The sequence below is a fragment of the Bradyrhizobium genosp. P genome (assembly GCF_049949265.1).
Taxonomy (GTDB): Bacteria; Pseudomonadota; Alphaproteobacteria; order Rhizobiales; family Xanthobacteraceae; genus Bradyrhizobium.
Genome location: NZ_CP188195.1, coordinates 5,478,239 through 5,492,708, shown reverse-complemented (window position 1 = coordinate 5,492,708; position 14,470 = coordinate 5,478,239). Strand labels below are relative to the sequence as shown.

15 protein-coding genes and 1 pseudogene are annotated in these 14,470 nt (G+C 64.1%); 9 read left to right on the top strand and 7 right to left on the bottom strand.

The window, feature by feature from the left end:
- Positions 1-687 (top strand): substrate-binding domain-containing protein, encoded by a 687-nt coding sequence (locus ACP2YO_RS26625; protein WP_426434138.1) that lies wholly within the window; start codon positions 1-3, stop codon positions 685-687.
- A 32-nt stretch (positions 688-719) separates the two neighbouring features.
- A complete protein-coding gene (locus ACP2YO_RS26620) occupies positions 720-1,538 on the top strand; it encodes a tetratricopeptide repeat protein (RefSeq protein WP_426434137.1) in 819 nt (272 codons plus the stop codon).
- Between the two features lie 20 nt (positions 1,539-1,558).
- Here the strand turns inward: ACP2YO_RS26620 and ACP2YO_RS26615 are convergent, their stop codons facing one another.
- Positions 1,559-2,002 (bottom strand): DMT family transporter, encoded by a 444-nt coding sequence (locus tag ACP2YO_RS26615; RefSeq protein ID WP_426434136.1) that lies wholly within the window; start codon positions 2,000-2,002, stop codon positions 1,559-1,561.
- 159 nt (positions 2,003-2,161) lie between these two features.
- Here ACP2YO_RS26615 and ACP2YO_RS26610 point away from each other — a divergent pair, with 159 nt between their 5' ends.
- On the top strand, positions 2,162-3,784 hold the full coding sequence (locus ACP2YO_RS26610; RefSeq protein WP_426434135.1) for an ABC-F family ATP-binding cassette domain-containing protein: 1,623 nt from the start codon (positions 2,162-2,164) through the stop codon (positions 3,782-3,784).
- Between the two features lie 31 nt (positions 3,785-3,815).
- On the opposite strand, the gene ACP2YO_RS26605 is transcribed toward ACP2YO_RS26610, so the two are convergent.
- Positions 3,816-4,448: a DapH/DapD/GlmU-related protein gene (locus ACP2YO_RS26605; RefSeq protein ID WP_426434134.1), complete on the bottom strand. Its 633-nt coding sequence runs from the start codon at positions 4,446-4,448 to the stop codon at positions 3,816-3,818.
- A 167-nt stretch (positions 4,449-4,615) separates the two neighbouring features.
- Between ACP2YO_RS26605 and ACP2YO_RS26600 the strand changes: the two genes are divergently transcribed.
- The gene (locus ACP2YO_RS26600; RefSeq protein WP_426434133.1) at positions 4,616-5,491 is read left to right on the top strand and encodes an MBL fold metallo-hydrolase; all 876 of its coding nucleotides are present in this window, start codon (positions 4,616-4,618) and stop codon (positions 5,489-5,491) included.
- A 103-nt stretch (positions 5,492-5,594) separates the two neighbouring features.
- Here the strand turns inward: ACP2YO_RS26600 and ACP2YO_RS26595 are convergent, their stop codons facing one another.
- The 3 genes and pseudogenes from ACP2YO_RS26595 to ACP2YO_RS26585 all read right to left on the bottom strand — a co-directional run bounded on the left by ACP2YO_RS26595 (position 5,595) and on the right by ACP2YO_RS26585 (position 7,164).
- A complete protein-coding gene (locus ACP2YO_RS26595; RefSeq protein WP_426434132.1) occupies positions 5,595-5,786 on the bottom strand; it encodes a hypothetical protein in 192 nt (63 codons plus the stop codon).
- A gap of 36 nt (positions 5,787-5,822) precedes the next feature.
- A complete protein-coding gene (locus ACP2YO_RS26590) occupies positions 5,823-6,125 on the bottom strand; it encodes a PilZ domain-containing protein (protein ID WP_426434131.1) in 303 nt (100 codons plus the stop codon).
- A pseudogene (locus ACP2YO_RS26585) lies at positions 6,125-7,164 on the bottom strand (DUF2336 domain-containing protein). Before ACP2YO_RS26585 ends, ACP2YO_RS26590 begins: the two are co-directional and overlap by 1 nt.
- Before the next feature lie 391 nt (positions 7,165-7,555).
- Here ACP2YO_RS26585 and ACP2YO_RS26580 point away from each other — a divergent pair.
- A complete protein-coding gene (locus tag ACP2YO_RS26580) occupies positions 7,556-8,500 on the top strand; it encodes a helix-turn-helix domain-containing protein (RefSeq protein ID WP_426434130.1) in 945 nt (314 codons plus the stop codon).
- Positions 8,501-8,618: 118 nt separating this feature from the next.
- Positions 8,619-8,864, top strand: a complete 246-nt coding sequence (locus ACP2YO_RS26575; RefSeq protein ID WP_426443318.1) for a PilZ domain-containing protein — start codon at positions 8,619-8,621, stop codon at positions 8,862-8,864.
- Positions 8,865-8,999: 135 nt separating this feature from the next.
- On the opposite strand, the gene ACP2YO_RS26570 is transcribed toward ACP2YO_RS26575, so the two are convergent.
- Positions 9,000-9,248, bottom strand: coding sequence for a hypothetical protein (locus ACP2YO_RS26570; RefSeq protein WP_426434129.1), 249 nt, complete (start codon positions 9,246-9,248; stop codon positions 9,000-9,002).
- Between the two features lie 151 nt (positions 9,249-9,399).
- On the opposite strand from ACP2YO_RS26570, the gene ACP2YO_RS26565 reads away from it, so the two are divergent.
- The 3 genes from ACP2YO_RS26565 to ACP2YO_RS26555 all read left to right on the top strand — a co-directional run bounded on the left by ACP2YO_RS26565 (position 9,400) and on the right by ACP2YO_RS26555 (position 12,314).
- The gene (locus ACP2YO_RS26565; protein WP_426434128.1) at positions 9,400-10,077 is read left to right on the top strand and encodes a nitroreductase; all 678 of its coding nucleotides are present in this window, start codon (positions 9,400-9,402) and stop codon (positions 10,075-10,077) included.
- Between the two features lie 34 nt (positions 10,078-10,111).
- A complete protein-coding gene (locus tag ACP2YO_RS26560) occupies positions 10,112-11,017 on the top strand; it encodes an alpha/beta hydrolase family protein (RefSeq protein WP_426434127.1) in 906 nt (301 codons plus the stop codon).
- A gap of 133 nt (positions 11,018-11,150) precedes the next feature.
- The gene (locus tag ACP2YO_RS26555) at positions 11,151-12,314 is read left to right on the top strand and encodes an acyl-CoA dehydrogenase family protein (RefSeq protein WP_426434126.1); all 1,164 of its coding nucleotides are present in this window, start codon (positions 11,151-11,153) and stop codon (positions 12,312-12,314) included.
- 42 nt (positions 12,315-12,356) lie between these two features.
- Here the strand turns inward: ACP2YO_RS26555 and ACP2YO_RS26550 are convergent, their stop codons facing one another.
- On the bottom strand, positions 12,357-14,438 hold the full coding sequence (locus tag ACP2YO_RS26550) for a methyl-accepting chemotaxis protein (protein ID WP_426434125.1): 2,082 nt from the start codon (positions 14,436-14,438) through the stop codon (positions 12,357-12,359).
- Between the last annotated feature and the right edge of the window lie 32 nt (positions 14,439-14,470).

Sequence of the window (14,470 nt, the reverse complement as noted above, 5' to 3'; positions counted from 1 at the left end):
ATGGACGATTCAGTTCGCGTACTCTCGACGCTGGCATTGAAGGGCGCCGTCGCGCGGCTCGCGGAAGCCTACCGGGCAACGAGCGGTGTCTGGATCGATGCCGATTTCGCGCCGACGCTGGCGCTGCTCGAGCGCCTGCGCGGCGGCGAGGAGGCCGATCTCGTGATCCTGACCCGTGAAGGGCTCGACGAGATGATCGCCGAGGGCCGCGTTGCCCCGGAGAGCTGCGTCGATCTCGCGCGCTCCTATGTCGGCCTCGCGGTGAGAGCAGGTGAGGCGCATCCCGATATCGCGTCCGAAGCCGCGTTGCGCGCAACGCTGCTCGGCGCGCGGGCGGTCGCCTATTCGCGGCTCGGGGCCAGCGGTATTCTGTTCGCGCAGCTGATCGTGCGGCTCGGCATTGCCGCCGAGATCAACGCACGCGCGGTGATTATCCCTGCGGGCTTCACCGCGGAAAAGCTCGTCACCGGCGATGCGGATTTGGCGGTCCAGCAGATCAGCGAGCTGAAGCAGGTCGACGGTATCGAGGTCGTTGGTCCCATTCCGCTGAACTTGCAGACGCCGGCGGTGTTCTCCGCCGGCCGGATGATGGGGGCGGCGAACGCCGATGCCGCCGATCACCTGCTGCGTTATTTGGCCTCGGCCGAGGTTGCGCCGGTGCTGCGGGAGACTGGGCTCGAGCCTTGAATTTGCCGGCCCGCCGACGCAACCTGCCGCCCATGATCAAACCGTTCCATGCACTCGCCGTCGCCGCGATATTGTCCGCGCCCGTGCTCGCCCATGCGCAATCGGCCGATCTCGTGTTGTGCGACCGCGTCGCCGCCGATCCCACCGATCCCGACAAGCCGGCCGATGCCAAGGGCGTGCCTCAGATCGCGTCGTCGGACATCCCGACCGCGATCAAATATTGCGCGGTCGCGGCGAAATCGTCGCGCCGCGCGATGTACCAGCTTGGCCGCGCCTACGCCGCCAACCACCAGACCGCGGAGGCGGCTGCCGCCTGGCGCAAGGCCTCCGACAAGGGCTCGACCTCGGCAATGGTCGAGCTCGGCGTGCTCTACGGCACCGGCACCGGCGTTGCCAAGGACGAGGCGCAGGCCCGCCAGTTATTCGAGCGTGCGGCGCAGGCCGGCAATGCACGCGGTGTCAGCAATCTCGCGGCCCTTGGCGGCAGTGTGGCATCCGATCCGGCGCGGGCGCGCGAATTGCTCGGCAAGGCTGCGGAGACCAATGCCGAGGCACAATATCAGCTCGGCATGATGCTGGCGGACGGCAAGGGCGGCGCGCAGGACGACGCCGCAGCACGCGCATTGTTTGAGAAAGCCGCCGCGCAAAACCATCCCGGCGCACTGGAACGGATGGGCGCTTTCGCGATGGCCGGTCGCGGCGGTCCGAAGGATAGCGACACCGCGAAGGCCTATTATGAACGCGCCGCGGCACTCGGCGACGAAGACGCCAAGAAGGCGCTGGAGCGCGCCCGCTGTCCATACGTCATCAAGGACAAGCGCGGCAACGCGGTGACCAATCTCTGCTTCTAGAGCGTGCGTCCGCGCCCGCTTCAATCCTTGATGAGCAAAACGCCGCCGATCACGAGCGCAATGCCGATCAGTCGTGAAACTGACACAGGATGCGGCGTCAGCCCGAAGACGCCGAAGTGGTCCATCGCAATGCCTGCGAGCATCTGACCGGCGACGATCAGCGCCAGCAGGGTCGCAGCTCCGAGCGAGGGCAGCAACAGGATCATCAGCAGGATGAACACACCGCCCAGGAAACCGCCGCTCCAGGCCCACCACGGTGTTGCCGTCACCAGTTTCCACGACGGCACGGGTTCGCGCAGCACCAGGAGGACGGCCACCATCGTCAGCAGGCCGCCGAGATAGCTGACGAATCCGGCCCAGGCCGGCGAGTTCAAGGCAGCGCGCAGATTGCCGTTCAGGACCTGCTGAACGGACACGCTGATGCCGGCGCCGAGCGCGAGCAGAGAGAGAAGCCAGACTTGCATGTGAAGCCCCAAAAGACCGATCGGCGGAGTATTCCGGGTCCGTGTAGATTGGCAATGGCGAGCATGCACGTCAGCACGGCACGGAACGCATCGAATGGGCTTCCACCGGGGCTCCAGATCGAATAAGAGGCCGCAACCTCTCGATTCCCCGCAAGTGTCATGATCCGCCTCGACAACGTTTCAAAGCAAGTCGGCCACCAGATCCTCTTCATCGAAGCGTCCGCAGCGCTGCAGAAGGGCGAGAAGATCGGCCTTGTCGGCCCGAACGGTTCCGGCAAGACCTCGCTGTTCCGGATGATATCGGGCCAGGACGTGCCCGATGAGGGCCAGGTCTCGCTCGATCGGGGCATCTCGATCGGCTATTTCAGCCAGGATGTCGGCGAAATGTCGGGCCGCAGCGCGGTCGCCGAGGTGATGGACGGGGCGGGTCCCGTCAGCGAGGTCGCAGCCGAACTCAGGGAACTCGAGGCCGCGATGGCCGACCCCGACAAGGCCGACGAGATGGACGATATCATCACGCGTTATGGCGAGGTGCAGCACCGCTTCGAGGAGCTCGATGGCTATGCGCTGGACGGCCGCGCGCGCGAGGCGCTGTCGGGCCTGGGCTTCAGCCAGGAGATGATGGAGGGCGATGTCGGAAAGCTCTCCGGCGGCTGGAAGATGCGCGTGGCGCTAGCGCGCATCCTCCTGATGCGGCCCGACGTGATGTTGCTCGACGAGCCGAGCAACCATCTCGATCTCGAAAGCCTGATCTGGCTCGAGCAGTTCCTGAAGGGTTATGAGGGCGCGCTCCTGATGACCTCGCATGACCGCGAGTTCATCAACCGCATCATCAACAAGGTGGTCGAGATCGACGGCGGCCAGCTCACCAGCTATTCCGGGGACTACGAATTCTACGAGCAGCAGCGCGCGCTGAGCGACAAGCAGCAGCAGGCGCAGTTCGAGCGCCAGCAGGCGATGCTGGCGAAGGAGATCAAGTTCATCGAGCGCTTCAAGGCGCGCGCCTCCCATGCCGCTCAGGTACAGAGCCGGGTCAAGAAGCTCGACAAGATCGAGCGCGTCGAGCCGCCGCGGCGGCGGCAGACGGTGGCGTTCGACTTCCTGCCGGCGCCGCGTTCCGGCGAGGACGTCGTCAGCCTGAAGAGCGTCCACAAGGGCTATGGCAGCAAGCGCATCTATGACGGGCTCGACTTCATGATCCGCCGCAGGGAGCGTTGGTGCGTGATGGGCGTCAACGGCGCCGGTAAGTCGACATTGCTGAAGCTGGTGGCGGGCTCGACCGAGCCGGATGACGGCTCGGTGGCGATCGGCGGCAGCGTCAAGATGGGCTACTTCGCCCAGCATGCGATGGACCTGCTCGACGGCGAGCGCACTGTGTTCCAGTCACTCGAGGATGCGTTTCCGCAGGCCGGCCAGGGCAGCTTGCGTGCGCTCGCCGGCTGTTTCGGCTTTTCCGGCGACGATGTCGAGAAGAGATGCCGGGTGCTGTCGGGCGGCGAGAAGGCGCGGCTCGTGATGGCGAAGATGCTGTTCGATCCGCCGAACTTCCTGGTGCTCGACGAGCCGACCAACCATCTCGATCTCGCAACCAAGGAGATGCTGATCAATGCGCTCAGCGAATTCGAGGGCACCATGCTGTTCGTCTCGCACGACCGGCATTTCCTCGCCGCACTCTCCAACCGCGTACTGGAGCTGACGCCGGAGGGCATCCACCAATTCGGCGGCGGCTACACCGAATACGTCGCGCGCACTGGACACGAGGCGCCGGGATTGCGGAGCTGAAGGCAGACGCGGATGCGGCGATCGTTTGCCGTCACGCTTTCCAGCGCTTGCAAAAGGCTTCGACATCTCCCGACTGGAATTCCGGCAGGCGCTCCCAGATGGTTTCCGGGGGCCAATTCCACCAAGCGATCTGCGACAGCTGAGCCGCGATGTTGCGATTGAAGCGCTCCCGGATCTGCCGCGCCGGCACGCCGCCGACGATCGTGTAGGGCGCGACATCGCGCGAAACGACGGCGCCTGCCGCCAGCACGGCGCCGTCTCCCACGGTCACTCCAGGTAATATAATGACGGCATGACCGATCCAGACGTCGTTTCCGATCACGACGCGATCGGCGCGTCGATGCTGGAAGAAGTCATGATCCCGTTGCGCGGAGGCCGTGTAGTATTCCGGGCAATAGGTAAATCGATGTTGCGAGGGCCGGTCGAGCGGATGATTGGGCGCTCCGATGCGGACCTGTGCCGCAATGGCGCAGAACCGGCCAATTTGTGCATCGGCGACCATGCAGCCTTGACCGAGGTAGGAATAATCGCCGAGTTCGGTGTATTCGAGCGATGTGTCACCAAGGATCTCGCAGCAACGGCCGACCGCTACCTCCCGCAGTTTTACCGTAGGCTCGATAAAGGTTTCGGCGAGCTTGGGGCGTGGCGGGTTCGATTGATCCATGTGATTGTCCTTGATCCGGCGACCAGTTAGGGCCGAGCGGTATTTATCATGTCGGGTGCGCAAGGGGAGGGCGGTCTTGGCTGCGAACCTGGCCCTTTAGTGTGGCCAGCTTGTCCGGCTCCGCGCTGCCGATTACGCTCTGCGGAAAAGACGGGAGCGGAACGGCCATGAAGCAGATCAGGATCGGCGACATCACGATCGACGCAGTGATCGAGCGCGAGGGACCGTGGCGGCGGCCGCAGGATTTCTTCCCGGCCTATGACGATGCCGTGTTCAGGCATCATCTGCGGACGATGGAGCCCGAGGTGTTCGACGCCGCGCGCGGTCTGATGGTGATCACCTATCAGACCTTCGTGGTCCGCACCCCGCGCTACACCATCCTGGTCGACACCTGTACCGGCGAGGACAAGGGCCATCCGCCGCCGTTCGACTTCCCGGGCAAGGAACGCTGGCGCAACGAGCTGTTCGCGCTCGGAATCTCCTTTGAGCAGATCGACTACGTGTTCTGCACTCATCTGCATATCGACCACACCGGCTGGAACACGACCCTGCGCGACGGGCGCTGGGTGCCGACGTTCCCGAACGCCAAATACGTCTTCCACCAAAGCGAATATGCGGCCTGGGAGACCGAAAATGCCAAGAGCGCCAACCCGCCGGGCACGGTGTTTCGCGACAATTGCCTGCCGATTGTCGAGGCCGGGCAGGCGCTGCTGGTCGATGACGACTATGCGCTCGACGACACCGTCACGCTGACGCCGACACCCGGGCACTCGCCGTGCCATTGCTGTGTCAACATCTTCTCGAAGGGCCAGCGCGCCGTGGTTGCCGGCGACCTGATGCACCACGTGATCCAGTGCCGCGAGCCGGACTGGTCGGCCAAACCGGATTGGGACCCGAAACAGTCGGCCGTATCGCGACGGAAGTTCTTTGCCTCGGTTGCGGAGACCGACACGCTGATCCTGCCGATTCATTTCCCGACCCCGACCGTCGGCCTGATCAGGGCGGACGGCGACCGCTTCGACTATCGGTTCAGGCGTGACTAGAGCGTTTTCAAGCGAAGTGGATACCGGTTCGCGTGAAGAATACGCGTCGGTGCCTCCGAGGATATCGCAGACGGAAGTCAGCTTGGCCGGTGCGAGGAGTGTTTCACGCAAGCCGGACCAGGCGCGGCCGGCACGTGACCTGGGTGAGAAACCGATCGAGGCCGCTGCAAAGCTGATGCGCGAGATCCTCGTTGATCTCGAACTTCGCGACCGCTCCGGCGCAATCGATCTCAACGACCCCCCGCAGCGGCTCGATGGTCTCTGTCGAGACCGTGACATTCGTTACTTTCTGCATAGTCGTTCCCCTCAGGTTGATGGATTCCGCCAGTCCTCATTTTGGAATGCCGGGATGTCCCTTCTTCTTTTTTTCCTCGATGAACCTCACGCCGACCTCGGTGCCGTCGACACGGATCAGCTCGCAGCGGCGAAAGGCCAACCCCCGCGATGACAGCACGAGGAAGAATTCGTGCGCCCGCAGCACTTCCAGCGTTCCCTCGACTTCGAGCCGCGCGCCGCTCTGGGAGACATCGAGCAGGACGCAACTGCGATGCCAGGTACCGTCTACTCCCATCAGGTTTACGGGGTGGCGGGTGTCCAGCCGGACGCGCTCCGCCTTGCGGTCTCCGTAGGCCATCATGGCCTCCGCAGTGCGACCGACGGCGCTGCGGTCAAATCATTGAACGAGCCAAACCGCACGGTGCGCTGCGCGTTCGAGAGTGGCATGGCTTCAAACCTCTCCCGGGCAAGCTCAAGTTCCTGTTGCGAGATCGTCAGCGCAGCCTTCCGGTTGTTGATGATGGCCGCCGTCGTGTTCCAGTTCAGCCGCGCAGCCCGGCAGGCGATGACGAGCCCGTGGATCTCGGCGGAGTCCGTGAGCGCCTCGATCGTCTCGGTCGGCACCGCCGCCAGTTGCGCCAGTGCGGCGACAACATTGTGGTACTCGCGTCTCACCGCGAAACGATTGACGCTGGAATCGTCAATTGGCCCGAATTGTTGAGCGCCATAACTGTCGCCTTCGCTTCGGTATAGTCGATCACGACGGGCGGCTTTGGTTGGGCGCGCGCGGCCGCGCTGGCATCGATTGCCGTCCGGATCGCGTTCTGCGACGGCGGAGGCGCGATCTTGAGGAGTTTGACCTGGAGGCGTGCCGAGCATCTCGCGATGAGGTTGCCAAGTGCTCCGGGCGGCAGGTCGTTGCGCGCTACCAGCGAGCAGGCGATGTCCTCATCGCGCTCTGCGGTATCTATGAGCATGGCAAAGCCGGAGCTGGTAAACTTCGTACCGGGATTGCTTGCCAGCTTGCGAAGCACGCTGCTGTCCCCCCGCATCAGCAAGACATCGGTAAGCTCATCGGGGACGTTCTTCCGCACGGCGATTGCGCAAAGGTGTTCTTCGGCGCGCACCCAGGCGATGTCGATCAGATCGGCATCAGGGATGCAGTCGCAGTTGCGCAGGATCGGAGCCGCTACGTCGGCATCATCATGATTGGCAAGGCGCCGTGCCAGCTCCTTCGGCACCAGGCGGGAGTCGGCGAGGGCGCGGCTGAGAGTCGTCAGTGTCCGCAGCTCACCGTCTTCCGTCAAACGGACCAGCACGTCATCGAACACGCCGATATGTTGGTCGTTAAGCCGGTGAGCGTCTTCCAGAAAAAGGCTGGCCACTTGCCGCAACATCCGCATTCGGCGGTCTGGCGGGCCGGCTTTCAAAACATGGTCAAGTTCAGCAATAAGGTCGGTCGAGGCAATGCCAGTCATTGCGGCACCTAAAAATACTCCGCGACAGGGAACGACACTGTTCCCCAAGTCAGTTTGCTCTCTGAATATTAATACCCTCATCAAATTTTATGGGGACAAATGCTCGGTATGGTGGAAATCCCGTCAAACGTTATCGAAAATCGGCAGTGGCGTAGTTTTGTGACATTGCCTGAGCCGTGTATTGCGCCGCAACTACCTCATTGAGTTTGTTGGATGATTCGTAGGCTTCGGTAGCGGAGCCTGAATGCAATCGATGGTGCCGGCGCGCGAGAGCGCGGGCGGCAGGCATTAAGTTTCAAGATCGCTTCAGATGGACAATGGTTCGACGGCACCATTGCTTGTGCCGAGAGTCTTTAGATTTGACGATGTCGACGCATTCCGGAGTTCGATCAGAAACCTGGACGCGGATTTCACTCCGCTTGCCCGAAGGATTTCGGCCGAGCAGGTGATCCTCAATCTGCCGGGATGCGATATCAACTACACGCAATCGTTTCCGCGGATCATCGACGCGCAGTTCGCGCACGGTACCACAGCAATCGGTTTCACGATGGACGACGGCGTTCCGATCCGGTTCAACGGCGCCGAACGCGATCGTGCGGCGCTTGTCATCGGCAATGGCGGCGCCTTCTTCACGACAGTCGAGCGGACATCGCGCAAGTACACCTCGATCGTCTTTACGCCCGAGATCGTCGATCGCGGTTGGCCCAATTCCATCGTCAAATTCAGCATCCACGAGATCAGCGAGCCGGCGCAGGATCGGCTCCGTGAGGTGGTACGGCAGGCGCTATTGGTCACGTCACAACAGGCCGCGGCAACCGATGCCGTCGCCACTGGCACCGCGATCAAGGAATCCCTGCTTGCAGCGATCGACGACGCCTTCGCCGGGATCGTTCCGTCCGAGTGGACGCGGCGGGTCAACGCGATGCGTCAGTTCAAGGTCTTCAACGACGCCCGAGCCGTGCTCGCCGGCGATGTGGCCCACCCGATCTACAGCGGCGACCTTGCCAGGCAGATTGGCGTGTCCGTGCGCACCCTGCATGATGCCATCAAGCGATTTCGAGGCATGAGCCTGCATCGTTACCTGCGCTTGCGTCGGCTCTGGCTGGTACGCCAGCAACTCCTTGGCGGCGCGCATAGCGTCAAGGCTTGCGCCTTGGCGTACGGCTTCTGGCACCTAAGCGACTTCTCCCGGACCTACCGCTCGCAGTTCGGTGAATCGCCGTCGGAGACGCTGGCGGCATCGCGTTCGTCCTGACGCCTCGCGCAAGCCGGCCGGCCTTCGGCCGGCTGACAAGGTCAGCAACAACAGGCCTGCACGGAATTTTAACGGCGGCCGGTGAGCATGGTGTCCGGTCCACTCGAAGGCATTGGTGATGCATCCCCGGCGATTTGCGCGTGTTCGTCCAACAGGTTGTGTGTCTAGTTCGGTCAAGCTTCTGCTCGAACCGAAGACGCCGCTGATCGAGTGCAGGCTGGTGGATTATTCCGCCGGTGGCGCCTGCATTGAGCTGCAGAAGGCCGTTAAGCTACCAGAACGTTTCGAAATGTTTCATGGCAACATCAGGAAACGTTGCCGGCGCGTCTGGAGCAGGGGGCTGCTCGTCGGCGTCTCGTTCTGACTTCAGCGTCTCGTTCTTGCGAACGGTCAAAAGGAGAGTACGGAGGCAAGCCTCTTGAATTCCTTCGGGTCGCGCTGGCACGCGCCCCGAAGGTTTGTCTCGATTGACGATATCGCGGAGTGGGCGGCGAGGGGCTCAGGCGCCGCTCTGGCACTTCTTCATGAACGAGTTCTTGGCAGCCCCTGCGAGCTTCTTGCCGTCCGAGCCGACCGCCTTGGTCTCGCAGGTGTCAGTGGTGCACTTCTTCATGAACGAGGTCTTTGCCGCTCCGGCGAGCGCCTTGCCGTCCTTGCCGACGGCTTTTGTTTCGCAGGACGCGTCCTGGGCAAATGCCGAGCCGGCTGCAAAGGTCGCGATGATGGCAGCCAACAAAATCCGCTTCATTTGGGTCTCTCCCTAGGCCAAACCAGTGGCGGGATTGGATATCGGATTCTTGAACCGATCAAGTTCCCATGGCGGATTTTGCCGATAAAATAGCCGAATGGCGGAGAAAATTCCCCGCATTCAGCGTGGAACAAAACGGAGGCGGTGCGACATGGACTTTGAGACGCTGGTACAGACACGCAAAAGCGTGCGCGGGTTCAAGAAGCAGCCGGTCTCTCGGGCGACCGTGGAGGAGATCATCGAGGTCGCCAAGCGGGCGCCGTCCTCAATGAACACCCAGCCCTGGCACGTCCATGTCCTGACCGGGGCGCCGCTGGAGGAGGTTCGGCGGCGCAACATGGAGGAGATGATCGCCGGCGCCAAGGCGAAGCGCGACATTGTCAGCCATGGCGAGTACCAGGGCGTCCACCGCGGGCGCCAGGTCGACATTGCCAAGAAGCTGTTCGGCGCCATGGGGATTGAGCGCGACGACAAGCCGATGCGGCAGGATTGGGTGCTGCGTGGCTTCCGCCAGTTCGACGCCCCGGTGTCGCTGGTGCTGGCCTATGACCGGGTCCTCGATCCCGGCGCGGTCTGCCATTTCGACCTCGGCGCGCTCTGCTACGGCATCGTTCTGGCGGCCTGGGATCGCGGGCTCGGCAGCGTGATCAACGGCCAGGGTATCATGCGCTCGGACATCGTGCGCGAGGTCGCCAATATCCCGGAAGACCAGGTGATCATGACCTGCGTCGCGATGGGCTATCCCGACGACGGCTTTGCCGCCAACGCGGTACGGTCGGATCGGGAGGACAACAGCGACTTTGTCCGTTACGTCGGCTTTGCCGACTGAGGCAGGGGAGTTCGGGCCGATGCGACATTGCCAAATGCTCCGCATCGTGTGCGCGGCGACGCTGTTCGCCTTCGCTGGCTCGGTCGCGCCCGGTCGGGCAGCAGGCGTCCGGCTCGATGAAATGCAGATCCTGGTGCCGAACGCCGGGATGTCCGGAGATGCCATCGTCGTGCTCGACGCGATCGTGCTGCGGCCCGACGATGGGCAGCCGCATCCGCTCGCGATGATCAACCACGGCTCGCCGCGCTCGGCGGAGGACCGACCGGCGATGAGCCCGTATGGGATGTGGGCGCAGGCCGCCGAGTTCGCACGCCGGGGTTGGGTCGCGGTGGCCGTCCTGCGCCGCGGCTATGGTGCGTCGAAAGCCGGTTGGGCCGAGACCTACGGGCCTTGCAGCAATCCCGACTACGAGCGCGCCGGGCGCGCCGGCGCGGGCGACATCGCGGCCGCGGCCGTCTATATGATGAAGCAGCCCTATGTCAGCCGGACCAAGTATGTCAGCGTCGGCCGGTCGGCCGGCGGCTTTGCCACGGTGGCGTTGGCGGGACGATCCACGAGCCTCGGTGCCGCGATCGTGTTCGCGCCAGGGCGTGGATCGAGCGGCCCTGACAAGGTGTGCAACGAGGACAAGCTGGTCGAGGCGTTCGCGCAGTTTGGTCGGTTGTCGCGCATCCCCTTGCTATGGGTATCCGCCGAGAACGACCATTTCTTCGGACCGCGATTGGTGGGGCGGATGACGAGCGCGTTCACCGAGGCCGGCGGCAATCTCACGCTGGTTCGCACGCCGCCATTCGCCAGTGACGGACACTATCTGTTCAGTGAAAACGGGACCGCGATCTGGGCGCCGATCGTCGACCGCTTCCTCGGGGAAAACGGCCTCGTGCAGCGCGATCGATTGCTCGACATGCCACCACGGCCGGCGCAGTTGCGCGGCCGCTGACCGCGTCGCGGGATATCGAATTCCGCTTTATGAAACGCGCGCTCGTGAAGCCGCGCGCGCATTTTGTGCTGTCTCCGCCGATCTAAAGTGCGCTAGTGATTTCGAAACACGACAGCACAGGCGAGGACATCAGATGAGCGATGACGAACAAACAGCCATGATCCGCGAGACGGTCGCAAAATTCGTCGATCGCGAACTCATCCCGCTCGAGCCGCAATATTTGAAATCGAAACTGCCCGGCAGCGATCATCCCGAATTGACCACCGAGCAGCGCAAGCGGCTACGCGACGTGTCGAAGGAACTGGGCTTGTGGGGTCTCGATGCGCCCGAGGATCTCGGCGGTCACGATCTGCCGACGCACACCATGGCCGCAGTGCACGAAGAACTCGGTCGCAGTTGCGTGCCGTTCGTGCTGCCGCCGGACTCGCCGAATTTGCGTATGCTGCAGGCGGTCGGCACCGAGGCGCAGAAGAAGAAATATCTGCAGCCCTATATCGAGGGCCGGATGACATCGGCGATCGCGATCTCCGAGCCGGGCGCCGGCGGCGATCCGGCCGGCATGAAGACGCGCGCGGTGCTCGACGGCGAGCAGTGGGTGCTGAACGGCCGCAAGATCTGGATCAGCAACGCGCGCGCCGCCGACTTCATCATCGTGATGGCGCGCGTCGGCGGCGACCAGCGGCAGGGTGGCATCACCTCCTTCATCGTCGAGAAGGGCACCCCGGGCTTCATCGTCGAGCGCGAAATCCCGATGCTTGGCGGCGGTTCGACCTATGAGATCGTGTTCGAGGACTGCCGCATCCCGAAGGACTCCGTGCTCGGCGAGGTCGGGAAGGGCTACGCGCCGATGCAGCTTCGCCTGCGCACACGCCGGCTCGAGATGGGATCGACCTGCGTCGGCATCACCAGGCGCGCGCTCGACATGTTGTGCGAGCACGCCAAACAGCGTGAGACCTTCGGCGTCAACCTCGCCGATCGCCAGGCGATCCAGTGGTGGATCGCCGACATGTCGACGCGCATGCATGCCTGCCGGCTGATGGTGCGCGACGCCGCCGACAAGACCGATCGCGGCGAGGACATCAGGCACGAGGCGTCGATGATCAAGGTGTTCGCCACCGAAATGGCCTATGAGGCTTGCGACCACGCCATGCAGACGCTCGGCGCGCTCGGCATGACGCTGGAATTACCGCTCAATGCGCTCTGGCAGAAGGCGCGGTTGATGCGGATGTACGAAGGCCCGAGCGAAGTCCATCGCCAGGCGATCGCCCGCCGGGTGCTCGGCTTGCGGGGCGGCTGACGCTTCCGCCGTTGTCTGCGCGGGGGCAATTCCCCTGCGATCTCAGGCAGCACGCACGTCGGACAGGAAGTGATTGACCTGGCCGGCGAGGTCCTTCGATTGCGATGAGAGCTGTTCGGCCGCGCCCAGCACCTGCGTTGCCGCGGCGCCGGTGTCGTCGGCTGCGCGCTGGACGCCGGAGATGTTGGAATTGACCTCCTGCGTGCCGCGCGCGGCCTCCTGGACGCTGCGCGCGATCTCCTTGGTCGCCGAGCCCTGTTCCTCGATCGCGGCGGCAATGGCGGTGCCGATCTGGTCGATCTCGGTGATGACATCGACGACGTTCTGGATCGCGGTGACGGTCTCGTCGCTGGCGGCCTGGATCGCGGCGATCTGCTCGGAGATCTCGGTCGTCGCCTTTGCGGTCTGGCCGGCGAGCGACTTCACTTCGGAGGCGACGACGGCAAAGCCGCGGCCGGCTTCGCCGGCGCGTGCCGCCTCGATGGTGGCGTTGAGCGCGAGCAAATTGGTTTGCGCCGCGATGTTCTGGATCAGGGTCACGACGTCGCCGATCTTCTGCGCCCCCTCGGCGAGCGAGCGGGCGGTGTCGCCGGTGCGGCGGGCGTGGTCGACCGCGCGGGCGGCGATTTCGGTCGAGGTCGAGACCTGGCGGGCGATCTCGGAAATCGAAGAGGTCAGCTCTTCGGTCGCGCTCGCGACCGTCTGCACGTTGGTCGAGGTCTGCTCGGAGGCAGCAGCGACGATGGAGGCCTGGCGGTTGGTCATGGCCGCTGTGGACGACATCGATTGTGCGGTCTGTTCCATCACCGACGAGGCTGCCGACAGGCCGCCGACGAGCTCGGTGACCTTCATCTCGAAGGCGCGGGTGAGGTCGTCGAGCACGCGGGCGCGGCGCATCTTGACGTCGCTCTCGGCTTCCTTCTCGCTAGCGAGGCGATCGGCTTCGATCCTGTTGTCCTTGAACACCTGCACGGCGGCGGCCATCGCGCCGATCTCGTCATGGCGCGCGGCGCCCGGGATTGCCTCGGCGACATCGCCGGCGGCCAGGCGCGACATGCGGCCGGTAAGGGCGGCGATCGGGGTCAGGATGCGGCGGCGGACCACAACGATCAGGCCGGCGCTCGCAGCCGCGACGGCGATAAGCCCGATCAGCGCAATCACGAAGCTGATGCGCGCCGACGAATAGGCGGCGGTGAGCCCCTGTTCGGCGTTGTCGTAGAAGGCGTCTCGCACGGCGATGATGGCGGCCAGGCCGACTTGGGATTCGACGAAATAAGTGTCGACGTCCAGCTCGTATTTGCCCGACACCGCGCCTTCCTTGGCGAGCTTCAAGGACTTGCCGAAGCGCTCGACATAGTCGGATTGCATCTTGCCGAGCGCCGCCGTGACATTTGCCGGTGTCGCCGGATTGTTGCGCAGTTCCTGCAGCGTCGAGAGGATCTGCTCGGTCCGGCCGGTACTGCGGAACAGCTCCAGCTTCTCGGGCTCGGTCGCGGCGCGCTTGGCGCCGACCAGCGCCTTGTGCAGGCTGGCATTGAGGCCGCCGATGTCGCGCAGCGTCCAGGCGACGTTGGCGTAATTGGCCTGGCGGTAGGCATTGCCGTCGAGGCCCGCGAGCCGCCGGACCTGCTCGTCGAGCAGCGTGGTCACGCCGGCGTTGAAGACCGAATTGTCGGCGACGATCCTGGTGGCGGCGGCCCGGCGGGCGTCGGCCGGGGCCGCGATCGCCTTCTCGATCGCGTCGCGCAGCGCGCCAAACTTGATCTTCAGCGCGTCGATTGCGCCCGCGATCGCTTCGCCATCGTCGAGCGATCCCGGCAGCGTGGCGCGCACCTGGTTGACCTTGGCGAGTGCGCTGTCGGTCAACTGGCGCAGCCTGTCGAGCTCGGCCATCTGCTTCTGCTCGATCGCGCCACTGCCCATCATCAGGTTGGTGGCGTAGCCGCGCTCCGGGTTCATGTTGCGCGGGATATCGCCGACGGCGCGGACGATTTCGAGCCGGCTTTGCGCGATCGAAACCTTGTCCATCGTCTGGTACTTGGTGACCGCGACATAGGCTGCGAGACCGCCGCCGACCGCGGACAGCGAGACGATCGCAGCCGTCAGGAGAGTGCCGATTTTCATGGGATGTGCGCCGTGACGAGAGGGGTATGGGA